Genomic DNA, 22807 nt, shown 5'->3' with positions numbered 1-22807 from the left:
ACGCACTCGAACTCACGCATACGCCGGCCGATGTTCGCCCGCGGTCTCGCCGAGATAGCGATGCACCGACAGATCGTCCGCGCGAATCGCCGGCTGCTTGCCCGACATCAGGTCGGCAAGCAGTTGGCCCGAGCCGCACGACATCGTCCAGCCAAGCGTGCCGTGGCCGGTGTTCAGGAACAGGTTCGGCAGTGGCGTGCGGCCGACGATCGGCGTGCTATCCGGCGTCATCGGCCGCAGACCGGTCCAGAACGTCGCCTTCGACGTGTCGCCGCCACCCGGGAACAGGTCGTTCACCGAAAGCTCGAGCGTCTTGCGGCGCGCCTCGCGCAGTGACTTGTCGAAGCCGACGACCTCGGCCATGCCGCCGACGCGAATCCGGTCATCGAAGCGCGTGATCGCGATCTTGTAGGTCTCGTCGAGCACGGTCGATACCGGCGCCGCAGTCGCGTCGACGATCGGCGCGGTGATCGAATAGCCCTTCAGCGGATAGACCGGAATCTTCACGATGCCATCGAGGAAGCGCGTCGAGTACGAGCCGAGCGCGACCACGAACGAGTCCGCGCGCACGAGTTCGCCGCCGCACTGCACGCCGGCGATCCGGCCACCGGCCATCGCGAGCGCGTCGATCGGCGTGTTGTAGCGGAACTTGACGCCCAACTGCTCGGCGAGCGCCGCGAGGCGCGTCGTGAACATCTGGCAGTCGCCGGTTTCGTCGCCGGGCAGGCGCAGGCCGCCGGTGAGCTTGTGCGACACCGCCGCGAGCGCCGGTTCGGCCTTGCCGAGCTGGTCAGCCGTCAGCAGTTCGTACGGCACGTTGGCTTCCTGCAGCACGGCGATGTCTTTCGCGGCGCCGTCGAACTGCTGCTGCGTGCGAAATACCTGCAGCGTGCCGCCGGTGCGGCCTTCGTACTGGATGCCGGTGTCGGCGCGCAGCGCCTGCAGGCAGTCGCGGCTGTATTCGGCGAGCCGCACCATGCGGCCCTTGTTCACCGCATAGCGCGGCGCCGTGCAGTTCTGCAGCATCTGCCACATCCATTGCAACTGGAACGCGGTGCCGTCGAGGCGGATCGCGAGCGGCGCGTGTTTCTGGAACATCCACTTGACGGCCTTCAGCGGCACACCCGGCGCCGCCCATGGCGACGCGTAGCCCGGCGAGATCTGGCCCGCATTGGCGAAACTGGTTTCGAGCGCCGGGCCGGCCTCGCGATCGATGACGGTCACTTCGTGACCGGCGCGCGCGAGGTAATACGCGCTCGTTACACCGACGACGCCACTGCCCAAAACGACGACTCGCATAGCTGCTCCAGATATCCAAAAATTGAGTGAGGGCAAGGCGCGCGTCGCTGGATTCGATCTGATTCGATTCAACGAGCTGCAACGTGAGGTGAAATGCCGTCCGCCCAGTGTTAATCGCTATACTATTAACAGTGAAGCAGGTTTTGTTATCGTATTTTCATCATTTTCAGCAAAAACACTATGCGTACCCAGCGCCATCCCGTGCGGGCTCTCGATAAGCTCGATCACAAGATCCTGCGGCTCCTGCAGCAAGACGGCCGTATGGCGATGAAGGACCTGGCGGAACGGGTCGGTTTGTCGGTGACGCCGTGCATCGAGCGCGTCAAGCGGATGGAGCGCGACGGCGTGATCACCGGCTACTACGCACGGGTGAACCCGGCCGAGCTGGGCGCGGCGCTGCTGGTGTTCGTCGAGATCACGCTCGACCACAAGAGCGGCAACATGTTCGACCAGTTTCGGCGCGAGGTGCAGAAGATTCCCGAGGTGCTCGAGTGCCACCTCGTGTCGGGCGATTTCGACTATCTGATCAAGGCGCGCATCGGCGAAATGGCCGACTACCGCAAGTTGCTCGGCGACATCCTGCTGCAGTTGCCGGGGGCGGTGCAGTCGAAGAGCTATGTGGTGATGGAGGAAATCAAGGAGACGCTGACCATCGCGGTGACCGACTAAGTGCCTTGATCGCTGACGGGGGCTCATCGCGCATCTCGCGGGCAACGAAGTGCTCGACAAACGGCGTAAACACTGTATATTTATACAGGTGTTTTGCGCCGTTTTCCTTTGGCGCTTCCTGTTTGCGTTTGCTTTGCGTGGCCCGCCGTGGATGACCCCGACACCCCTGACATTCCCGAATTTCCGATCGCGCCGCAGGCGCCTCGCAAGGGGCGCGGTGCAGTCACGAATCTGCAAGGCCGCTACGAAGTCGACCAGCGCGAGGCCGTCGATGACGGCTGGCAGGCGGCCGACGAAGACGGCGAGCCGAAGGTTCTGCGCACACAGGTGTTCGAGGAGCGCGCGAAAACCATCCTCACACGCAACGCGTCGCCGGACATTCCGTTCAATGTGTCGCTGAATCCGTATCGCGGTTGCGAGCACGGTTGCATCTATTGCTTCGCGCGGCCCACGCACAGCTATTTGGGTTTGTCGCCGGGGCTCGATTTCGAAAGCCGCATCTACGCGAAGATCAACGCGCCCGAACTGCTCGAGCGGGAACTGTCGAAGAAATCCTATGTGCCCGAGCCGATCGCGCTCGGCGTCGCGACCGACGCATGGCAGCCGGCCGAACGCGACTTGCGACTTACACGTCGGGTGATCGAAGTGCTCAGCGAGCGCAATCACCCGTTCGCGGCGATCACCAAATCGTCGCTGATCGAGCGCGACATCGACCTGCTCGCGGCGATGGCGGAGCGCGGGCAATTCATGGCGGCGATCACCATCACCACGCTGGACGCCGACATCGCCCGCACGCTCGAACCGCGCGCGGCCACGCCGTCGCGTCGGCTGCGCACGATCCGAACGCTCAGTGAGGCGGGCATACCGGTCGGCGTCAGCATCGCGCCGTTGATCCCTTTCGTCACCGAGCCGGACATGGAGCGCGTGCTCGACGCGTGCGCGGAAGCGGGCGCCAGCAACGCGAGCTATATCGTGTTGCGGTTACCGTGGGAGGTCGCGCCTCTGTTCAAGGATTGGCTGAGCGCACATTTCCCGGATCGGGCCGAGCGCGTGATGAACCGTGTGCACGACATGCGGGGCGGCAAGGATTACGACTCGTCGTTCTCGACCCGCATGAAGGGAGAGGGCTTATGGGCGGATCTGCTCAGGCAGCGCTTTCACAAAGCCGTGCGCCGGTTAGGGCTGAGCGGGCGCGACCGCGGCATTCTCGACATGTCGCAGTTTCGCCGGATCGACTCGCCGCGCACCCAGCAGGCAAGCGCACCGGCGCGCGACAATCCGCAACTTAGGCTTTTCTAGCGCGAGGGAATGCTTGCTGGTCCCGCTACGGGGCGTTACTGCGAAATCGCTTTGGCCGCCTCAACCTGACTTTCGAAGTAGGTCTGAAACGCAAGCGCGAGACCGGTCATCAGTAGAAACGCACCGATCAGCAGCGAAAAGATCACGACGAAAATCACCGTCCAGCCTGAGCGGCTTTTGCGTTGCGTGTGGGCGTTGAATTGCGCATCCCATTTCTCATCCGGACGCAGCCCGTAGACGAGCGCGGCCAGAAACGCCGCGAACAGCGAAACCGCGCCAATCGACGCGAGCGCCCAGCCTGGGACCGACCCGCGCTCGGTCGCGATCAGCAGCATCACGCCGGGAATGCCGATCAGCGTGCCGAGCAGATGGGCCCAGCCGAAGATGTCCCGCATGCCATACAGATAGAAGCGATGGGCGCCGAGGCTGCCGAACAGGAAGGCCAACGCGGCGGTGAGCGTTTTGGATCTGAAGCGCGGGGAGGTCGGGGCAACGGTGGACATGAACGCTTGGGCAGAGTGACAGGCGGTCGAAAGGAGCGGCGCGCCGCAGGGCGCGGACCGACGCGCATTCTACGCCTGCGACGGGCGGGCGGTCACGTTGAGGGCCGGCGCCTGCGATGAAAGCGGGCGGCGGGATGCGCCACACCTGGCTGCAGATGAGTGGGGCCGCTCAGCCGGACATCCGTGCATCCGCGCGCTACGGCGCCGAATATGTGACGCGATAGATCGCGCCGGCGGTATCGTCGCTGATCAGCAGCGAACCGTCCGGCAGCGGCAGCACGTCGGCGGGACGGCCCCAGACCGATTCGCCGGGTTGCAGCCAGCCTTCGGCAAAGACTTGCTGGCGCGCGTGGCTGCCGTCAGGGTCGGTGATCACGCGCACGACGCGGTAGCCGACCTTCTTGCTGCGGTTCCACGAGCCGTGCTCGGCGATGAAGATGCTGTTGCGGTAGTCGGCTGGAAACATCGGGCCGTCGTAGAAGCGCATGCCAAGCGCCGCCACGTGCGCGCCAAGCTTGACCACGGGCGGCGTGAATTCGCTGCACGGATGATCCTTGCCGAACTCCGGGTCGGGCGTGTCGCCGCCGTGACAGTACGGAAAGCCGAAGTTCATGCCGACTCGTGGCGCGCGGCTGAGCTTGTCGCTCGGGATGTCGTCGCCGAGCAGGTCGCGACCGTTGTCGGTGAACCAAAGTTCGTGGGTGACCGGGTGCCATGCGAAGCCAACCGAATTTCGGATGCCGCGCGCGACGACCTCGTAGTGGCTACCGTCGGGGTCCATGCGGCCAATCAGCGCAAAGCGGTCCAGATCTCTCTGGCAAATGTTGCATGGCGCGCCTTGCGGCACGTACAGCTTACCGTCCGGGCCGAACGCGATGAATTTCCAGCCATGATGCGTGTCCGTCGGCAGCTTGTCGGTGACGACGACCGGTTTCGGCGGATCGTTCAGGTGCGAGTCGATCGCATCGAAGCGCACGATTTTCGACACGGCCGATACATACAGCGCGCCATCGCGCCACGCTACGCCGGTTGGCATCTGCAGACCGGACGCGATCACATGGCGGCCCGTCACGTGGCCGTTTCGCAGCTCCAGCGCATAGACGTGCCCATCCTCGCTGCCCACGTAGAGAATGCCCTTGGGCGACAACGTCATCGCGCGTGCGCTCGGCACGTCGTCCGACAACACCTCGATGTGAAAGCCCGGTGGCAGCTTGATTTTCTCGATGGGCAGCGCGGCGTTTGCCGTCAACGCCTGCGCGGCGAGCAACGCGGCCGCTGCCACGCGGAGAATCCGGCGGCACGGAGTGCGCGAAAGTCCAGCAAAGCGCACGAAAAAGGAAAAAAAGGCGAATGGAAACGGGAGGTTCGGCTGGCGTAGCACACGCACTCCTTCAGGTATTTCGGGCGTTTGAGCGGGGTCGCGAACCTCTTGTAGAAGGCCGGTGCAGCCCGGTTGCTCAGTTTATCCCGGTAAGCGTTTGTTATGGCGTCGGTTTCCCGCTATAATCGCGTGTTTCAGTCGTTCCGAACCCCGGTTTTCAAGGATTCTAGTATGGTCATCATCCGCTTGGCTCGTGGCGGCTCCAAGAAGCGCCCGTTCTACAACATCGTCGCTACCGACTCGCGCAGCCGTCGCGACGGCCGCTTCATCGAGCGCGTCGGTTTCTACAACCCGGTCGCTACGAAGGGCGAGTCCCTGCGTATCGCTCAGGATCGCCTGACGTACTGGCAAGGTGTTGGCGCGCAACTGTCGCCGACCGTCGAGCGTCTCGTGAAGGAAGCGCAAAAGGCGCAGCCGGCTGCTTAATATGGCGGCCCGCAGGCGTATCGTCGTCGGTTCGGCCGGCGGCTCCCGCGACTCGCGTGAGCAGTCCGATGCGCAATTTGTTTTACTGAAGCAGACGCCAAAGCAGGCTGCGAAGTTGTTGTCGAGGTTATTCGATGTCTGAGCGTGATTCCGGCAGTTCTGGTAGCGCCAAGGCAGCTTCGCGCGCAAAGGCGTCTGGTCAGGCGTCGTTCGGTGCATTCGTCCGCAAGCCGGTCGAACGGACCGACGGCAAGGCGAAAGAGGCGCAGGCCAAGGTCGCGAACGCCGATTCCGAAGCTGCAGAAATGCGCACCGAAACGGCGGCAAGCTGGCCGGCCGATGCGGTCGAAGTCGGCGCAATCGTCGATGCTTATGGTCTCAAAGGCTGGGTCAAGGTGGCCGCGCATGCGGATGCCGGGCAGGGTGGCGACGCCTTGCTGAGCGCGAAGCGCTGGTGGCTGCTGAGAGGCCAGGAGCGCAAGTCGACGCCATCCTTGCAGGCCAAAACGCATAGCGACAGCGTGGTCGCCCGTCTGGGTGGTGTCGCTGACCGCGATGTGGCGCTGGGTTTGCGCGGCTCTCGCGTGTACATCAGCCGTAGCGAATTTCCGGCGCTCGAAGCCGACGAATTCTACTGGGTCGATCTGATCGGCCTGGACGTGGTGAATCTCGCCGGGCTCAACCTCGGTAAGGTCGCCAGCATGATCGACAACGGCGCGCAGTCGGTGCTGCGCATCGAATATCCGTCTACCGATAAAAACGGCAAGCCGGTCGCAGGCGAGCGTTTGATCCCGTTCGTCGGCGTCTTTGTCAAAACGGTGGACCAGGCGGCAAAGCAAATTGTCGTCGACTGGGAAGCTGGCTATTGAAATCTATCGTTGAGTGGGGAGAGCGATGCAGTTCGATGTCGTGACGCTCTTTCCAGAAATGTTCCGCGCGCTGACCGACTGGGGTATCACTAGCCGGGCCGCAAAGCAGCAGCGTTATGGGTTGCGTACGTGGAATCCTCGCGATTTCACGACCGACAACTACCGCACGATCGACGATCGGCCGTACGGCGGAGGCCCCGGCATGGTCATGCTGGCCCGGCCGCTCGAAGACGCGATCGGTGCCGCGAAAGCGGCGCAGTCGGAGCAGGGCATCGGCGCGTCGCGCGTCGTGATGATGTCGCCGCAAGGCGCCACGCTGAATCACGAGCGCGTGATGAAGTTCGCGGCCGAACCCGGTCTGATCCTGTTGTGCGGGCGTTATGAAGCGATCGACCAGCGTCTGCTCGACCGTGTCGTCGACGAGGAAGTCAGCCTTGGCGACTTCGTGCTGTCGGGCGGCGAGCTGCCCGCGATGGCGTTGATGGATGCGGTCGTGCGTCAGTTGCCTGGCGTGCTGAACGACTCGCAGTCGGCTGTGCAGGATAGCTTCGTCGACGTGCTGCTCGATTGTCCGCACTACACGCGCCCCGAGGAATACGAGGGTGTGCGGGTGCCCGATGTGCTGCTCGGCGGCCATCATGCGGAAATCGAAGCGTGGCGGCGGCGCGAAGCGCTGCGCAACACGTTGAACAAACGGCCAGATCTGATCGTGAAGGCCAGAAAGAACAGAATGCTGAGCCGTGCCGACGAGGCGTGGCTCGCAAGTCTCGCGAAGGAAGAGCCGAAGGCCTGAGGCCCCGGTCTTTCGAGCGGACAAAAGGCGGTGCCGTACATGCGTGTGCGGCGCCAGATGTGAACCCATCCTCTATCGGGGCCGTAGCCCAACGCAGTAAGCGCGCGGGCAGGTACGAACGCCGACAAGATGGATCTAGGAGTCAGTGATGAATCTGATTGCAAAACTCGAGCAGGAAGAAATCGCGCGCGTTCTCGGCGAAAAGACCATTCCGGATTTTGGTCCGGGCGACACGGTCATCGTCAGCGTGAACGTGGTTGAAGGCACGCGTAAGCGTGTGCAGGCTTACGAAGGCGTCGTGATCGCCAAGCGTAACCGTGGTCTGAATTCGTCGTTCATCGTCCGCAAGATTTCGTCGGGCGAAGGCGTCGAGCGTACGTTCCAGACGTATTCGCCGCTGCTGGCAAGCATCGTCGTCAAGCGTCGCGGCGATGTGCGTCGTGCGAAGCTGTACTATCTGCGCGAGCGTTCGGGCAAGTCGGCTCGAATCAAGGAAAAGCTGGTCTCGAAGGACCGCGCTGCTTCCCAAGCGTAAATGCTGTAAGAAAAAGCACCCCTCGCGGGTGCTTTTTTGTTGGCCAGGTCAAAATAGCGGCATGTCCCCGCTCATCAGAGAGACCCGTTGATCCGCCCCGTCTTTGAGCCCGAAACTCTGCCTGTCATCGCGACGGGCGCCGATCTGCCACCGGTCACGGGCGAGCATCTCACGCCCGATGCACTGCGGGCGCGCTTCGATCGGCAACTTGCCTGGACCCCCGAGAAAATTGCCGATGCGCCGTGGCGCAACGCGGACCTCGATCCACGCGTGGCTGCGGTGCTGGTGCCGCTCGTCGTGCGCGCGCGAGGCCTTACCGTGTTGCTCACGCAGCGCGCGGACCATCTGAGCGATCACGCCGGCCAGGTGAGTTTTCCCGGCGGCCGCCAGGAACCGTTCGACGCCGATGCGACCGCCACGGCGCTGCGCGAAGCGCGCGAAGAGGTTGGCCTCGACGCGTCGCGCGTCGAAGTTCTCGGCGCGTTGCCCGACTATCTGACTGGCACCGGCTTTCGCGTGTCGCCGATCATCGCTCTCGTGCACCCACCGTTCTCGCTGGAGATCGATCCGCTCGAAGTGGCCGAGGTTTTCGAAGTGCCGCTCGCGTTCCTGATGGACCCGTCCAACCACGAAGAGCGCCTGTTCCGCTACGAGGGCGGAGAGCGCCGCTTTTTCGCGATGCCGTATCCGCGTGGCGAATTGACGGTGGCTCCGGAAGCCGCCGAGCAGCGCGGCGAACCAGACACGCAGACGGTCACGCCAGCAGCCGTACAGAGCGGCCAACATTTCATTTGGGGCGCGACGGCCGCGATGCTGCGCAACCTGTATCGGTTCCTCGCCGCGTGAGTTACATGACTCGCGTCGCCGCGCCGACGATGCGAGTTGCGCGAACGACGCACTTGTCGGCGCTTTGTCAGCGTCCGCGTTCAGACTCATCCGACCCTGTGCTATCGTTATAAAACAATCGTAAAAACTTAAAAAGCACGGCGCATCGCATGACTTTTTTCTCCGTATTGCTGGCTCTGATCATTGAACAGGTACGCGCGCTATCGCCGAACAACCCGGTGTCCGCGTTGCTTCAATACCATGCGGAGTCGGCGGCGCACGGATTCGATGCTGGCAAGCAACGTCATGGTCTGCTCGCGTGGCTCGTAGTAGTGGTGCCCTGGACGCTCGCGGTCGCGCTGGTCTACTACGTGCTGTACCACATTCACTTCATGCTCGCGTTCCTGTGGAACGTCGTGGTCCTGTACTTCACGCTCGGCTTCCGGCAGTTCAGCCACTACTTCACCGACATCCATCTCGCGTTGAACAACGACGACGTGCCGCGCGCGCGCGAAATTCTCAATGAATGGACCGGGCTCGAGACAGTCGACATGCCGGTCAGCGAGATCGTGCGTCACACGTTGATTCACGCGGTGGTCGCGTCGCATCGCCACGTGTTCGGCGTGTTCTTCTGGTTCCTGATTCCGGTCGGTCCCGCCGGCGCGGTGCTGTACCGTTGTGCGGAATATCTGGCGCGCGCATGGGCGCGGCCGGCCGACGACCGCACCGCCGCGTTTTCGAGCTTCGCGCAGCGCGCGTTCTTCGTGATCGACTGGGTGCCGGCGCGGCTGACGTCGCTAGGCTTTGCCATCGTCGGCAATTTCGAGGATGCGATTTACGCGTGGCGCAATCATGCGCGGCAGTGGCCCGATACGAACGACGGCGTATTGCTCGCCGCGGGGAGCGGGGCGCTCGGCGCACGCCTGGCCGGGCCGCTCGCGGAGCCGTCGAGCCTCGACGCGCTTGCCACCGGCGACGGCGGTCCGATGCAGGTCGGTGACGACTGCACGCCGCGCACGCTGCAATCGGCGGTGGGCCTGGTTTGGCGCGCGGTCGTGCTGTGGATGATCCTGCTGTTGATGTTGACCATCGCGGTGTGGCTCGCCTGAAGCAGCCACGCCACGCGCGCAGCACAAGAAAAAGCCGGGCGTTGCCCGGCTTTTTCCATTCCCGACTCCGTTTCACCCCTGCAACGGATCGCGCACAGTCCCGCATTGCCAGCACACGGTGAACTGCGCCTCGAGCATCTCGCCGCACTGCCGACATTGCCATAGAGGCGCGCCGGGCGCGGGTCCTCGCGACGCCGCTTCGATCAGCTGCCGCGCGACCGCCTCATCGCGTTCATCAACGAGCCAAAGCTCCGGCGCGCACTGATCGGCCGGAATCTCGCCGAGCGCGCCGTTCAGATAGCGGTTATGCAACTCGCACGCGATGCCCGCGGCCTCCAGCACGTTGACCCAATGCTGTCCGATGATCAGGTTCGGCGCGCGCATCAGTTTCATGTCAGCGGACGATCTGGCTCGCCTCGTGCACGAGTTGCGCATAAAGCGCATGCCGTTCGCGGCGGATGCGGCCGTCGGCGACCGCTTCGAGGATCGCGCAGCCAGGCTCGTGCAGATGATGGCAGTTATAGAAACGGCAGTTCGGCAGCAGCGGCCGGAACTCGGGGAACGCGCGTTCGAGCCGGCCTTCGGTCAGATGGTGCAGGCCGAATTCCTGGAAGCCCGGCGAGTCGATCAGCGCGCCGGCCGCGCCGTTGACGGCATTCACGCCGGCCGTATCCGACGAATGAGGCAGCGGATAAAGACGCGTGAACGTCGTCGTATGGCGCCCGCTGTTCAACGCGGTCGAGATCTCGCGCGTCGCCACTTCAGCATCGGGAATCAGCAGGTTCACGAGCGTCGACTTGCCCATGCCGGACTGGCCGAGCAGCAGCGTCGCGTGACCGTGCAGATGTTCGGTCAGCGTGGCGCGGGCGGCCTCGGGCTGCATGCGGATCGACACTTCGAGCACCGGATAGCCGAGCGCGCGATATGGCTCGAGCCGCTTGCGCGCGCCGTCCAGAGCAGCGGTGACATCGATCTTGTTCAGCACGATCAGCGGCTTCAGTTCGTTCGCCTCGGCTGCGACGAGCGCGCGGCCGAGCAGATCCTCGCTGAAATGCGGCTCGGTTGCGAGCACGATCAGCAGCTGGTCGAGGTTCGCGGCGAACAGCTTCGATTTGTACTGATCCGAGCGATACAGCAGGTTGCGCCGCTCGCCAATTTCGACGATCACGCCTTGATCCGCGGAAGTCGGCTCGTAGATCACCCGATCGCCGACCGCGACCTCGCTGCGCTTGCCGCGTGGGAAACATTGCAGCAGCGCGCCGCCGTCTTCAGGAGCGACCAGATAGTGGCGCCCGTGCGCGGCCACGACGAGCCCGCCCGTGCGCGCGCCGTGCATGCCGGACCCGGCGCCGCGCGCCGCTTTCTTCGGAGCGCGGCCGCTCATGCGTGCTGCAGCAGTCGGTCGATCCGCTGCGACGCCGGCGGATGCGAGTAGTAGAACGCGGTGTAGAGCGGGTCGGGCGTCAATGTCGACGCGTTGTCCTCGTACAGCTTGACGAGCGCGTTGATCAGATCGTGCGCGTTGGTTTGCGTCGCGGCGAACGCGTCGGCTTCGAACTCGTGCTTGCGCGAGCTGAGGCTGCCGAGCGGCGTGACGAAGAACATGAACACCGGCAGCGCGAGGAAGAACAGCACGAGCGCGAGTCCGCTGTTGCCGCCAATGAGCGACGGCCGCACGCCGAGCCCTTCGTAGAACCACACGCATTGCGTCAGCCAGCCGAGCAGCGCGAGCATTGCGAGGCTGATCGCGAACGTGACGAGCATGCGCTTCATCACGTGACGGCGCTTGAAGTGGCCGAGCTCGTGTGCAAGCACCGCTTCGATCTCACGGCCCGACAGGCGCGCGAGCAGTGTGTCGAAGAACACGATGCGCTTGCTCGCGCCGAAGCCGGTGAAGTACGCGTTGCCGTGGGCCGAACGGCGGCTGCCGTCCATCACGAACAGACCCTTCGCGGCGAAGCCGCAGCGCTTCATCAGCGCCTCGATGCGGGTCACGAGCGCTTCGTCCTTCAGCGGCTCGAACTTGTTGAAGAGCGGCGCGATGAAGGTCGGGAAAATCAGCAGGGCGAACATCTGGAACGCTACCCACACGACCCATGCCCACAGCCACCACAGATTGCCCGCGCGGTTCATCAGCCACAGCACGACGAACAGCAGCGGCAGGCCGAACGCGATGCCGAGCAGCGCGCCCTTCAGGCGGTCCAGGAAGAACAGGCTTTTGCTCATGCGGTTGAAGCCGAAGCGCTGCTCGACGACGAACTGCCGGTAGTAGTCGAACGGCAGATCGATCGCGCTCGTGATCGCGATCACAGCGGCAACCAGCGCGATCTGACCGGCATAGCCGCGGCCGAGCCAGTCGGAGATCGCCAGATCGAGCATCTGCACGCCGCCCAGCAGCGTGAGCCAGATCAGCACGGCCGCGCCGACGACGATCTCGACCATCGCGAGCCGCGTGCGCTCGACCGTGTAGTCGGCCGCGCGCTGATGCGCGGTGAGCGCGATGGTGTTCGCGAACTGGCTGGGCACCTGTTCGCGATGCGCGACGACGAAGCGGATCTGCCGCGACGCGAGCCAGAGTTTGGTGCCGACCATCGCGACGACGGCGACGATGAACAGGGCGGTGAAGTACAGGGTAGGCATCCGAGGATTCCGTGGTATCTATGCGAGAATTATATGTTTCTTCCCGCCTCAGGGCGGAGATACGGTTTAACGCGACGGTTTAACGCATTAGCCCCGGGCAGCAGTTCACGTCGGCGCTTCAGCGCGGCCGGCCCGGCTCGAACCGCGCGATTCCATTTCAAACGAACACATGCCGCGCCGCGCGGGTTTCCAGCGAAGCCCGCGGCGCGGCCCTCAGGGTTGCCTTCATGACTGACATCCTCGCATCCACCGAACAGCCGCCGCTCGTGCGCAGCGACATGAATCTCGTCTGGCTGGACATGGAAATGACCGGGCTCGAGCCCGACACCGATCGCATCATCGAGATCGCGGTGGTGGTGACGAATTCGACGCTCGACAGGATGGTCGAAGGTCCGGTGCTCGCGATTCATCAGAGCGACGAGACGCTCGCGAAGATGGACGAGTGGAACCAGAACACGCATGGCCGCTCCGGGCTGATCGATCGCGTGAAGGCGTCGACGGTCAGCGAGGCGGACGCGACCGCGCAGATTCGCGAGTTCCTCGGCCAGTACGTGCCGCCGGGCAAGTCGCCGATGTGCGGCAACTCGATCTGCCAGGACCGCCGCTTCATGGCGCGCTGGATGCCGGATCTGGAGAGCTTCTTCCACTACCGCAACCTCGACGTGAGCACGCTGAAGGAGCTGTGCCGGCGCTGGCAGCCGGTGATTTACAAGGGCTTTCAGAAGCGCGCGATGCACACCGCGCTGGCCGATATTCACGAGTCGATCGACGAACTGAAGTACTACCGCGAGCATTTCCTCGTGCCATCGGCGCCCGACGCCGCCGCGAGCGCTAAATAAAGCGCGGGCCTGCACCTGCAGGCCCTAATCATCGAACCTCAGTCCTGCCGCGGCGCGCGTTGCGCGCTCTTCGGCCGGAATGCCTTCACGACATCGGCGTTGGTTTCCACGTAAGGCCCGCCAATCAGGTCGATGCAGTAGGGCACCGCCGCGAAAATTCCCGGCACCTTGACCGCGCCGTCATCGTGCAGGCCTTCCAGCGTTTCCCGGATAGATTTCGGCTGGCCGGGCAGGTTGATGATCAGCGCGGCGTGTTGATCAGTTTCCCGGATCACCGCGACCTGGCGCGACAGGATCGCAGTCGGCACGAAATTCAGGCTGATCTGGCGCATCTGCTCTCCGAAGCCCGGCATCTCCTTCGTCGCGACCGCTATCGTCGCCTCGGGCGTCACGTCGCGGCGCGACGGGCCGGTGCCGCCGGTCGTCAGCACCAGATCGCAGCCCACTTCGTCGACCAGCTCGATCAGCGTCGCCGAGATGGTCGGCGCGTCGTCGGCGATCAGCCGCGTGACGACTTGCCACGGCGAGCTCAAGGCCGCGCCGAGCCACTCCTGCAGGGCCGGAATGCCTTTGTCCTCGTACACGCCCGTCGACGCGCGGTCGCTGATCGACACGAGGCCGATCACGATTTCATCGGGGTGGTTGCGTTGCTTGCGTTGATCAGGCGTCGCGGTCGTCATCGTCGTGTTCCGGGGCGAGGTCAGCGTCTTCGGCTTCGTCGCCTGCGCCGGCCGCGTTCTTGATCCACTGGAACAGCTCGCGGAAGTAGCGCGGCGGCTTGCTCTGCTGCGCCTCCTTGCGCGCGTTGCGGATCAGCGTGCGGCCCTGCTGAGGGTCGGCGGCTGGGTGCTGGCGGATGAACTCGGTCAGTGCGGCGTCGTCGGCGAGCAGCTTTTCGCGGGTGCGCTCGATCCAGTGGAGCTTGGCCGTTTCCGTCTTGTTGACGCCGTTGTAGGTGTCGAGCGCGGTGCGCAGTGCGGCGGTTTCGGTGTCGAGCAGCGAGCGCATCACGCGGCCGACGTACTGGATCTGGCGGCGCTTGCCCTCGTGATCAGTGATGCGGCGCGCTTCGCGCACGGCTTCGTCGAGCTTTTCGGGCATCGGCATGCGCTTGAGCGCGTCTTTCGGCAGCGCGACGAGCGCCGCGCCCAGATCCTGCAACGCCTGCATTTCGCGTTTGACCTGGGACTTGCTCGGACGATCGTAGCCGTTTTCGTCGACTTCCGTGACGACGGATTCGATCGGTTGAATGCGGGTTTTGCGTGTCATGCCGGTATTGTAACTTGCCGCGCCGGCCCGACCCGCGGCGGCGCGTACCTTGCTATGATCGCGGGATGCATTTATCCCGCACCCGCGCGCCTCGCGCCGAACACGGTGCGCATACAAAGGGCCGCGCGGCCCCAACAGGACGGCAACCACAATGGCAGCAGACATGGACGTCAAGCAGCGCTTTTTTCCGCATACCCAGGATGAGCTGAAGGAAATCGCCTCGGACATCCTCCGTCACGCGAAGGCGCTCGGCGGCACCGACGCCGCAACCGAAATCTCCGAGGGCGACGGCCTGTCCGTCTCCGTGCGGCGCGGCGAAGTCGAGACGATCGAGCACAACCGCGACAAGATGGTCGGCGTGACGGTGTTCATCGGCAACAAGCGCGGCAACGCGAGCACCTCGGACTTCTCGCCGCAGGCCTTGAAGGACACGGTCGCGGCCGCCTACAACATCGCGCGCTTCACCGCCGAAGACGATTGCGCGGGCCTCGCCGAAGCCGAGCTGCTCGAAACTGCGCCGCGCGACCTCGATCTGTATCACCCGTGGAATCTGTCGGCAGACGAAGCGGTCGAAATCGCGCGCCGCGCCGAAGACGCCGCGTTCGCGACCGATCCGCAGATCAAGAACTCCGAAGGCGCGAGCGTGTCGGCGCAGCACTCGCAGTTCGTGCTGGCGACCTCGCGCGGCTTCCTCGCCGGCTATCCGTATTCGCGCCACTACATCGCGTGCGCGCCGATCGCCGGCAGCGGCCGCAACATGCAGCGCGACGACTGGTACACGTCGACGCGCAGCGCCGAAGAACTCGCCGATCCGGAAGCCGTCGGCCGTTACGCGGCGCAGCGTGCGCTGGCGCGCATCGGCGCACGCGGGCTCGATACGCGCAAGGTCCCGGTGCTGTTCGAAGCGCCGCTCGCGGCAGGACTGCTCGGCGCGTTCGTGCAGGCGACGAGTGGCGGCGCGCTGTATCGCAAGACCTCGTTTCTGGTCGACAGTCTCGGTAAGCCGGTGTTCGCGCCGCACGTGCAGGTGGTCGAAGATCCGCACGTCGCGCGCGCGATGGGCAGCGCGCCGTTCGACGAGGAAGGCGTGCGCACGCGCCAGCGCTCGGTCGTGAAGGACGGTGTCGTCGAAGGCTACTTCCTGTCCACCTACTCGGCGCGCAAGCTCGGCATGAAGACCACCGGCAACGCGGGCGGCTCGCACAACCTGTCGCTGCTCAGCTCGAACACGCGTCCCGAGGACGACTTCGAGGCGATGCTGAAGAAGCTCGGCACGGGTCTGCTGCTGACCGAGCTGATGGGGCAGGGCGTCAACTACGTGACCGGCGACTATTCGCGCGGCGCGTCGGGCTTCTGGGTCGAGAACGGCAAGATCCAGTATCCGGTCGAGGAGATCACGGTCGCGAGCACGCTGCAGGAGATGTTCCGCCATATCGTCGCGATCGGTGCGGATACGATCACGCGCGGCACCAAGCAGACCGGCTCGGTGCTGATCGAGCGGATGACGATCGCGGGGCAGTAAGCCGCGTGGCGCGTTCTAGCGCCGCCCCGGATCAAACGAAAACGCCACGCAGCTCAACGTTGCGTGGCGTTTTTTATTGCATGCGTGGCGCGTGCCGTCAGACGTCCTTGCGTTGATACGTGACGAATGCGTAATCGAAGTCGTTCGGCGCATTCGAGTGATGCGCTTCGCGCGCGATTTCTTCCCACACGTTCGGGTCGATCGCCGGGAAGGTCGCGTCGCCGACGAAGTCGGCAGCGATTTCGGTGACGATCAGCTTGTCCGCGTGGCGCAGCCCTTCGTCGTACAACTCCGCGCCGCCGATCAGAAACGCCTGCGGCGCCTGGTCCTGCGCGGCGAGCGCGAGCGCTTCGTCGAGATTGGTCGCGGTGTCGCAGCCCTGAAAGCGCCGTGAGGCATCGCGCGTGACGACGATGTTGCGGCGACCCGGCAGCGGCCGGCCGATCGATTCATGTGTCTTGCGGCCCATGATGATGGGCGCGCCCATCGTCGTACGCTTGAAGAACTTGAGGTCTTCGGGCAGTCGCCAGGGCAACTGGTTGTCGCGGCCGATCACGCCGTTGCTGGCGCGAGCGACGATCAGGGTGAGCGTCGTCATCGAATGGAAAGAGGTGGGTAACCGGGCGATTCTACCCGACGCGCCGATGCGCACCGAGGCCCGCCCGCCGCTCACCCCCGCGCCGGGCCGTCGGTGGCGAACCCTTCCTTGTCGTTGGCGCCACCCGGTTCGCGCAAACCGTGCACGCCCATCAGCCGATACAGCGTCACGCGCGAAATGTTCAGATCCGCCGCCGCCTCGTTCAAGCGGTGCCGGTGGCGCAGCAGCGCGGCCTCGATCGCGCGCTTCTCGGCGGCCTCGCGCGCCTGCGTGAGCGTCATGCTCTGCTGCTCGGTGTAGCCCGCGAGGTCGAGGTCGTCGGCTGAGATCAGCTTGTTCTCGGCCATCACGATCGCGCGGCGCACGCGGTTGATCAGCTCCCGCACGTTGCCGGGCCAGTTGTAGTTGTAGAGCGCCTCGATCGCCGACGGCGTGAAGCCGCGAATCTTGCGCGCATTGTCGGTCTTGAACTTGTGCAGGATGTGGTACGCGAGAATCTCGATGTCCCGCCCACGTGCGCGCAGCGGCGGCTCGTCGACGCGCAGCACGCACAGGCGATGAAACAGGTCGGCGCGGAACTGGCCGTCGCGCATCGCGCCATCGAGATCGACGTGGGTCGCCGAGATGATGCGCACGTCGACCGGAATCGAGTCGCGTCCGCCGAGCCGCTCGATCTTGCCTTCCTGCAGAAAGCGCAAAAGGCTCGCCTGGCTTTCGAGCGGCAGGTCGCCGATCTCGTCGAGAAATAGCGTGCCGCCGTCGGCCGCCTCGACTCGGCCGATCTTGCGCTGATTCGCGCCGGTAAAGGCGCCTCGCTCGTAGCCGAACAGTTCGGATTGAAGAAGGTGATGCGGAATCGCGCCGCAGTTGATCGGCATGAACGGCGCCTTGCGGCGCGGCGAGCGCTCATGGATCGCCAGCGCGGTCAGCTCCTTGCCGGTGCCCGATTCGCCCGCGATGAACACGCTCGCGTCGGTATTCGCGACCTTGCGGATCGTGCGAAAGAGCTGCTGCATCGCCTCGCAGGTGCCGACCATTTCCTCGTCGCCTGCTTCGCTGGCGGGCGGCGGGAGTTCCGGGTCGCACAGCGTGACCATGCCGAACGCGTGGCCGGCCAGATAGTCGATCGTCGCGTGCGCGACGGGCAGCTTCACGAAGTCGAAGCAGTAGTGGCGCACGAGGCGTCGCACCAGCGGATCGTTGAGCCGCTCGTTGCTCGCGAGCGCGATCCAGCCGATCTGCTGCTGACGCAGGCTCGCCTCGAGCCCGCCGATGTCGCGCGGCGCGAAGCTCGCCAGATCGACGATGCCCGCGCACGCGAGGTCCGGCTTCAAAAGCCGCCCGAGTTCGTGCGCCGAGCGCGCGGCCGCGACCTGCCAGCCGCGGCTTTTCAGATGCGCGATCAGCGTTTCGTCGGGGGTGCGCGCGACGTACAGCAAGTGTCGCGCGACGCCGCGCATCGCCGCGCTCGCCGGGGCGCCGGTCTGGTTGCCCGGCGCTGGCTCGACGGCCGGCGCCGCCGCGGCCCCGGCGGACGACCCGGCGGGGCGCTGCTTCGGCACCGCGAGCGACAGATGCGATCCCGCTGCCGCGACGGAAGCCACACTGCTCAGATGAGGTGATTCACGCACGTTCGACCTCGTATCGTTGGCACGTCAGAAGGTGTACGGAAAGCGCACGCCGACCACGAAGTTCGGCGCGTCGGGTGTGAGTCCGATCGATACCGAGCCGTTGATGGTCAGGTGCTTGTTCACGACGTGGTTCAGGCCAAAATTCATCGCCGCGGCCGTGGTTTCGCTGCCCGGCACTTTCTGGTAGCTGCCGCCCGGCGCCTTGGTCTTCGACTCGGGTTCGAGCGCCATCGTGAACGACACGCTGGCCGAATCCTTGTCGGAGAACGCGAGCGCGACGCCGCCGCCAAATTGGACGATATCGCCGAGCTTGACCGTCGCCGGTTCGGTTTGTCCCTGCACCGACGAAATGTCCGCGAACGAACGCGCGATGTTGTAGGTGTAGGAAACGCTGCCGAACAGCACGACCGGGTCGTAGGTCTTCAGCACCGACAGACCCGCGGTGATGTTCCAGAAACCGGTGCCGGTCGGCAGTCTGGTCGGCGCGACGAGGTTGGTATTGTCGGCGTCGACCTGCACGACTTTTTCGCCGAACGGCGAGCTGCCGGTCGGCGCCTTCACGCGCAGACTGCCGACCACGTCCGGCAGCGCATTGGTTTCCCTGACGAACTGGTAGTAGATGCCGAAATTCACGTCGCCGATGTCGTGACTCGACACCGTCGCGTCCGACAGCGTGCTCGCCGCGCCGCCCGCGCCGCCGACGATGAAGGTGCTGCGCCGGTACACGTACGGCACGTCGACGTCGACGTTGATGCGGTCGGACACGCCGTAGCGCGTGTCGAGATCCGCCATCACCTGGTGCGACTTGGTCTGGCCGAGGTTGATGTTGCCGAGGAAAATCGCGTCGAGCGCGAGGAAGCCCGACAACTGCAACTGGCGACGGTCGTAGTAGGTGTCGCTGATGCCGAAGTCCATCGTCAGCTTGTGGTCGAACAACGGCGCATGCTCGCGCTGCACGACCGCCTGCTCGGCCTGCGTGCGCACCGGTTCGTTCGCGCGCTGGGTCTGGCCGACCGCGCCGCTGCCGTCGGTGGCGGCGGGCAGGCCGCCGGCGCTGGCGGTGCCTGCGTTGCTGCCGTCCGGCGTTGGCGGATTGACCGGCACGCCGGTCGCAGTGCCGGTGGTGCCCGCCGGCGCGGGCGCGCCAGGCGCGATCTGCGCGAGCGGCGGCAGCGGCACCGGCAGGCCGTCCGCGCCCGGCTGCTCGGCCACCGTGCCGCTGCCCGCGGGAGCGCCGGCGCCCGGCACGCCACGGCCGCGTTGCGCCATCTCGAGTTCGGTGACCTGGCGTTCGAGCGAATGGATCTGCCGCTGCTGCTCGTCGACGACGCGCATCAGCGTGTTCAGACGGTCCTCCACGGATTGACCGGCGAGCGCCTGCGCGCTCGCCGGCTGAGAAAGAGCCCCAAGCATGACGGCGGCCGGAATGGCCGCGAGAGCCATGCGCGGCGCCCTGGTCGATGACACTTTTTTCATTTTTTGCTCCCCCGGTGGTCCGGCCGCGCGGTGCCGACTGCGCGGCCGTCTCTTTACTGCTTGTGGTGCAACTGGCGGGTGGCGGCCCGCGCCGTTATCTCCTGTTTTGCAGCGCCTGCAGTACGCCTAACTGACGAAGCATCGAAGCCGACATCTGCTGGGTTTGCAGATGCAGTTGCAGGGCGTTGGCGACTTGCTGGTTGTTGCCTGCGATCTGCAGCAACTGGGCGATCTGCCCGTTGCTCGGCGCGATGGTCTGGGTGGCGAGCCCAGCGGGTGTCTGCAGCGCGACGTTCACGCCGTTGCTGCCGAACGAAATGCCGGCTTTCACCGAGCCGGTCGAATTGCTGGCCGATGCCGACGGCGCGTTGGCGGAGCCCGTCAGCGTCGGGGCGCTGTTGTTGAAGTCGATCAGCGCGGAGTTGGTGCCGCTGTTGCGATCGCCCGCGACCTGGGTGATCTGCGACACGCCGTTGACGCCGATGGTCTGGCCGCCGCGCGCGCGGGCATTCGGGTTGGCGCCCGAATCGTCCGCATGGCCGTGCGCGCCGCCGCTCACGTTCGCGAACGTGCTGACGGAACTCGTGAGCTGGCCGCTGCCGTTCTGCACCGCGCTCAGCGAGCCTTGAGCGAGCGCGCTCGCGCCATTGGGCAAGTGCCATTGCGAAATGACGTTCAGCACGAAGCCGGAGATCATCGTCGCGCCGGCGTATTTGCCGGTCTGGGTCGCGAGCACGTCGTCGCCGACCAGCTGCACTCGCAGCGGCTCGGCGCCCGGCTCGGACCGTATCGAAAGTTCGGGAGCCGGTGGCGAGGCGGCGCCCTCCGAAGCATGGGCAACGCTGCTTGCGCCGCAGCTGACGGCGCAAAGCACGAACCCGAGCTGTGTGAGGTGTGACTTCATGACGGGATCAGAACATGTCTGCCTTGTTCAAGCCGTACTCGAAAAAGGGCGTCGCGGCGGTGCCGGCCGCCAGCGCGGCGGCGCGCAGCTTCAGCGCGAGCGACTCGTTGTCCTGCAACAGCGGGGAATCCTCCCTGAAGGGTTTGCCGAGGACCGCGAACACGAGACCGTTCCAGGTCCTCGCGAAGTCCTCTTCGAGCACGATGCGATTGCCGAGCGCCGGGTCCGCGATGAACACGCGGCCGTCCTGCGCGTGCTTGACGATCACGAAATGCTCGTAGCCGTCGATGTTCATCAGGACCATCACGGGGATCTGAAGATGATGGAGCGCATCGACGTTGACGCGAAAGCCGCGGCCGCGCAGTCCGATGGTCTCGACGAAGTGCTTCATGTCGAGCATCGAGAAGCCGTTCCTGACGACGACTTCGGGCGTCGAGAAAACCATCATCCGGCGGATCAGTTCGGTTTCCGGAATATCGATGCCGTAGCCGTACTTGAGGAGGGTGGCGAGCGCCGCCGCGCCGCAGCTGTAGTCGAACTGCTGATTGACGATGTGGTTGTAGCGCAGGTCCTTCATCGAACGGACCGTCTTCGTCAATGGCACGCCGGCGAACGTGGACGTGTCGATGCTCGACTGTGCGGCGGCGTGATCCGCGCACAGCACGCAGCCTGCCAGCGCTACGGCGAACGGTAGCGCCGGGAACCCGTTGAACCCGGTCATGCTGGTCTCCTGCCCGATCCGCGCCGGCAGCTTCTATGGCTGCCGGCGCGCCCCTTCCGACTGCTTTGTGCTTCTTCTGCTTGCCCGCGGTGGTCGCGTCGTCGGCTTACTTGCCGCTGTTCAGCGCCGCGATGGCAAGGCCGTTGTGCTGCAAGTTGCCCGCGCCGCCGGCGATGTTCACGCCGATGTTGCCGGAGGCGCCTTTCAACGTATCGGCACCCAGACTCGCGGTGCCCTGGAATTGCCCGTGAACGACCATCGTGGCGGATTGCGAGTTGTCATCCGTCGCATCCATCGCGGTGGTCAGCGCCTTGCCCGGCGAGGTCGTCGTCACCGCGCCGGCAAGCGCGTTGTCCTGCGCGTTGCCGATACCCGAGGCGATGTTCACGCCGACGTTGCCCGTCACGCCCGACAGCGACCCGTTGCCGACCGACGCATTCAGATTGAAGTTATGGATCGTGGCGCTGCCGCCCGAGGACTGCACGTTGAAGGCCTGCGCGTTGCCGAACACGTTGCCGACGTCGACCGATGCGAGCGACACGTCGTTGCTCTGCGCGTTGTCGATGCCTTCCGCGATGTTGATGCCGAGGTTGCCCGACACGTTGCTGGCCGCGTTGGTGCCGGTGGTCGCGTTCAGCGTGGCGGCCGCTTCGTTGTTGATGTGCTGCGTGATCGAGCCGCGCGTCGTCACGTCGGTCGTCGTCATGCCCGCGTCGACACCCCATGCGGCGCCATACGAGTCGCTCGATGACGAGCGGCTGCGCGAGTAGCTCGACGATTGCTCGCCGACCATCGCATAGCCGGAGCCTTCGCTCGCCTTGAAGCCCCACGAGCGGCTTTGCCCCGACGCTTCGCTCGCTTCGAAGGCGCCGGCGACGCCCGACGAGTTCGAGTAGCTCGATTCGCGATAACCGGCCTGCAGGCCGCCGCGGGCGCTGAACGAGCCGCTGCCGTGCGAGAACGTGTTGTGGTCCTGATAGCTGTAGCTGCCGCCGATCGAGCCACCCGCCGAGACATGACCGCCCGAGTTTTGACTCGTGTGCGAGAAGCTGCCCGCGATGCCGGCTGCCTGCTGGCTCGTTCGATAGCCGCCGCTCGTCACGCTCGCGCTCTGACTGCCGTACGCATAGCCGCCGGAGGCTTCGAAACCCTGCGAGCTCGAACTCGACGACGCATGGTTTTGCGTCGTGAACGCGAATGCCGAGCCGCCGCCTCTAACCGACGTTCTGCTGTTGTTCAGGGTCGTGGTCACGTTGCCGCTGGTGTAAGTCTGCGCCTGCGGATCGAGCGTCGCGTTGACGTTGACCATCTGGTTGTTGTTGATCACCGCGTTAGCCGTGCTGGAGACATGTACGCAGCCAAACAGTCCGACCATACCCTCGACGCCGACCATCTCGCCGACGACCGTCGTATTGAACAGGTAGGCCTTCTGCGGCGCGGCAAGCACGCTGCCGGACGCGGCAACGAGGACGGCCGTGGCAATAAGAGTGCGCTTCATG

The 22807-nt window shown here is 65.0% G+C and carries 24 protein-coding genes; 10 read left to right on the top strand and 14 right to left on the bottom strand.

Annotated features, from left to right (window positions below; translation table 11 throughout):
* Positions 1-12: 12 nt before the first annotated feature.
* Positions 13-1299 carry a D-amino acid dehydrogenase gene (locus GCT19_RS29840; protein ID WP_152853930.1) on the bottom strand — a complete coding sequence of 429 codons (1287 nt, stop codon included), beginning with the start codon at positions 1297-1299 and terminating at the stop codon, positions 13-15.
* Between the two features lie 180 nt (positions 1300-1479).
* On the opposite strand from GCT19_RS29840, the gene GCT19_RS29835 reads away from it, so the two are divergent.
* Together GCT19_RS29835 and GCT19_RS29830 are read left to right on the top strand one after the other, a co-directional pair.
* Entirely contained in the window at positions 1480-1968 is a 489-nt protein-coding gene (locus GCT19_RS29835; RefSeq protein ID WP_013090122.1) for an Lrp/AsnC ligand binding domain-containing protein, read from the top strand.
* A gap of 147 nt (positions 1969-2115) precedes the next feature.
* Positions 2116-3267: a PA0069 family radical SAM protein gene (locus GCT19_RS29830; protein ID WP_321576890.1), complete on the top strand. Its 1152-nt coding sequence runs from the start codon at positions 2116-2118 to the stop codon at positions 3265-3267.
* A gap of 35 nt (positions 3268-3302) precedes the next feature.
* Here GCT19_RS29830 and GCT19_RS29825 read toward each other — a convergent pair whose 3' ends face one another.
* Together GCT19_RS29825 and GCT19_RS29820 are read right to left on the bottom strand one after the other, a co-directional pair.
* Positions 3303-3770: an NINE protein gene (locus GCT19_RS29825; RefSeq protein WP_152853928.1), complete on the bottom strand. Its 468-nt coding sequence runs from the start codon at positions 3768-3770 to the stop codon at positions 3303-3305.
* 196 nt (positions 3771-3966) lie between these two features.
* Complete coding sequence (locus tag GCT19_RS29820) at positions 3967-5151, bottom strand: PQQ-dependent sugar dehydrogenase (protein WP_408582401.1); 1185 nt, start codon at positions 5149-5151, stop codon at positions 3967-3969.
* Between the two features lie 171 nt (positions 5152-5322).
* Between GCT19_RS29820 and rpsP the strand changes: the two genes are divergently transcribed.
* From rpsP to GCT19_RS29790, 6 genes are all read left to right on the top strand, one after another.
* The gene (rpsP, locus tag GCT19_RS29815) at positions 5323-5577 is read left to right on the top strand and encodes a 30S ribosomal protein S16 (protein ID WP_013090118.1); all 255 of its coding nucleotides are present in this window, start codon (positions 5323-5325) and stop codon (positions 5575-5577) included.
* 134 nt (positions 5578-5711) lie between these two features.
* Positions 5712-6446, top strand: coding sequence for a ribosome maturation factor RimM (gene rimM, locus GCT19_RS29810; protein WP_152853927.1), 735 nt, complete (start codon positions 5712-5714; stop codon positions 6444-6446).
* A gap of 25 nt (positions 6447-6471) precedes the next feature.
* On the top strand, positions 6472-7239 hold the full coding sequence (gene trmD, locus GCT19_RS29805; protein ID WP_018433365.1) for a tRNA (guanosine(37)-N1)-methyltransferase TrmD: 768 nt from the start codon (positions 6472-6474) through the stop codon (positions 7237-7239).
* A gap of 148 nt (positions 7240-7387) precedes the next feature.
* Positions 7388-7774 (top strand): 50S ribosomal protein L19, encoded by a 387-nt coding sequence (gene rplS, locus GCT19_RS29800; protein ID WP_013090115.1) that lies wholly within the window; start codon positions 7388-7390, stop codon positions 7772-7774.
* An 87-nt stretch (positions 7775-7861) separates the two neighbouring features.
* Entirely contained in the window at positions 7862-8620 is a 759-nt protein-coding gene (locus GCT19_RS29795; RefSeq protein ID WP_152853926.1) for an NUDIX hydrolase, read from the top strand.
* A gap of 149 nt (positions 8621-8769) precedes the next feature.
* Complete coding sequence (locus tag GCT19_RS29790; protein ID WP_018433367.1) at positions 8770-9708, top strand: CobD/CbiB family protein; 939 nt, start codon at positions 8770-8772, stop codon at positions 9706-9708.
* 72 nt (positions 9709-9780) lie between these two features.
* Here GCT19_RS29790 and GCT19_RS29785 read toward each other — a convergent pair whose 3' ends face one another.
* The 3 genes from GCT19_RS29785 to GCT19_RS29775 are packed head-to-tail and all read right to left on the bottom strand — an operon-like array spanning position 9781 to position 12348.
* Complete coding sequence (locus tag GCT19_RS29785; protein WP_018433368.1) at positions 9781-10101, bottom strand: putative signal transducing protein; 321 nt, start codon at positions 10099-10101, stop codon at positions 9781-9783.
* A 1-nt stretch (position 10102) separates the two neighbouring features.
* Positions 10103-11092, bottom strand: a complete 990-nt coding sequence (gene rsgA, locus GCT19_RS29780; protein ID WP_018433369.1) for a ribosome small subunit-dependent GTPase A — start codon at positions 11090-11092, stop codon at positions 10103-10105.
* Entirely contained in the window at positions 11089-12348 is a 1260-nt protein-coding gene (locus tag GCT19_RS29775; protein WP_018433370.1) for a M48 family metallopeptidase, read from the bottom strand. Before GCT19_RS29775 ends, rsgA begins: the two co-directional genes overlap by 4 nt.
* A 227-nt stretch (positions 12349-12575) precedes the next feature.
* Here GCT19_RS29775 and orn point away from each other — a divergent pair, with 227 nt between their 5' ends.
* A complete protein-coding gene (gene orn, locus GCT19_RS29770; protein ID WP_152853925.1) occupies positions 12576-13187 on the top strand; it encodes an oligoribonuclease in 612 nt (203 codons plus the stop codon).
* A 38-nt stretch (positions 13188-13225) separates the two neighbouring features.
* On the opposite strand, the gene mog is transcribed toward orn, so the two are convergent.
* A complete protein-coding gene (gene mog, locus GCT19_RS29765; RefSeq protein ID WP_152853924.1) occupies positions 13226-13867 on the bottom strand; it encodes a molybdopterin adenylyltransferase in 642 nt (213 codons plus the stop codon).
* Positions 13848-14456, bottom strand: coding sequence for a ribosome biogenesis factor YjgA (gene yjgA / locus GCT19_RS29760; RefSeq protein WP_152853923.1), 609 nt, complete (start codon positions 14454-14456; stop codon positions 13848-13850). The genes mog and yjgA overlap by 20 nt, the downstream gene beginning before the upstream one ends.
* A gap of 151 nt (positions 14457-14607) precedes the next feature.
* On the opposite strand from yjgA, the gene pmbA reads away from it, so the two are divergent.
* Positions 14608-15978: a metalloprotease PmbA gene (gene pmbA / locus GCT19_RS29755; RefSeq protein ID WP_152853922.1), complete on the top strand. Its 1371-nt coding sequence runs from the start codon at positions 14608-14610 to the stop codon at positions 15976-15978.
* A gap of 97 nt (positions 15979-16075) precedes the next feature.
* On the opposite strand, the gene GCT19_RS29750 is transcribed toward pmbA, so the two are convergent.
* From GCT19_RS29750 to GCT19_RS29725, 6 genes are all read right to left on the bottom strand, one after another.
* Positions 16076-16576 (bottom strand): dihydrofolate reductase, encoded by a 501-nt coding sequence (locus GCT19_RS29750; RefSeq protein WP_018433374.1) that lies wholly within the window; start codon positions 16574-16576, stop codon positions 16076-16078.
* A 71-nt stretch (positions 16577-16647) separates the two neighbouring features.
* Positions 16648-18207 carry a sigma 54-interacting transcriptional regulator gene (locus GCT19_RS29745; RefSeq protein WP_176135465.1) on the bottom strand — a complete coding sequence of 520 codons (1560 nt, stop codon included), beginning with the start codon at positions 18205-18207 and terminating at the stop codon, positions 16648-16650.
* Between the two features lie 24 nt (positions 18208-18231).
* Positions 18232-19683: a hypothetical protein gene (locus tag GCT19_RS29740; RefSeq protein WP_152853921.1), complete on the bottom strand. Its 1452-nt coding sequence runs from the start codon at positions 19681-19683 to the stop codon at positions 18232-18234.
* 94 nt (positions 19684-19777) lie between these two features.
* Positions 19778-20587, bottom strand: a complete 810-nt coding sequence (locus GCT19_RS29735; RefSeq protein ID WP_152853920.1) for a peptidase C39 — start codon at positions 20585-20587, stop codon at positions 19778-19780.
* A 7-nt stretch (positions 20588-20594) separates the two neighbouring features.
* The gene (locus GCT19_RS29730) at positions 20595-21308 is read right to left on the bottom strand and encodes a C39 family peptidase (RefSeq protein ID WP_018433378.1); all 714 of its coding nucleotides are present in this window, start codon (positions 21306-21308) and stop codon (positions 20595-20597) included.
* A 106-nt stretch (positions 21309-21414) separates the two neighbouring features.
* A complete protein-coding gene (locus tag GCT19_RS29725; RefSeq protein ID WP_152853919.1) occupies positions 21415-22806 on the bottom strand; it encodes a serine-rich family protein in 1392 nt (463 codons plus the stop codon).
* Between the last annotated feature and the right edge of the window lies 1 nt (position 22807).

The organism is Paraburkholderia atlantica (assembly GCF_009362785.1).
Classification (GTDB): Bacteria; Pseudomonadota; Gammaproteobacteria; order Burkholderiales; family Burkholderiaceae; genus Paraburkholderia; species Paraburkholderia atlantica.
The sequence above is the reverse complement of the archived record's forward strand: the minus strand, read 5'-3'. Positions and strand labels throughout refer to the sequence as shown.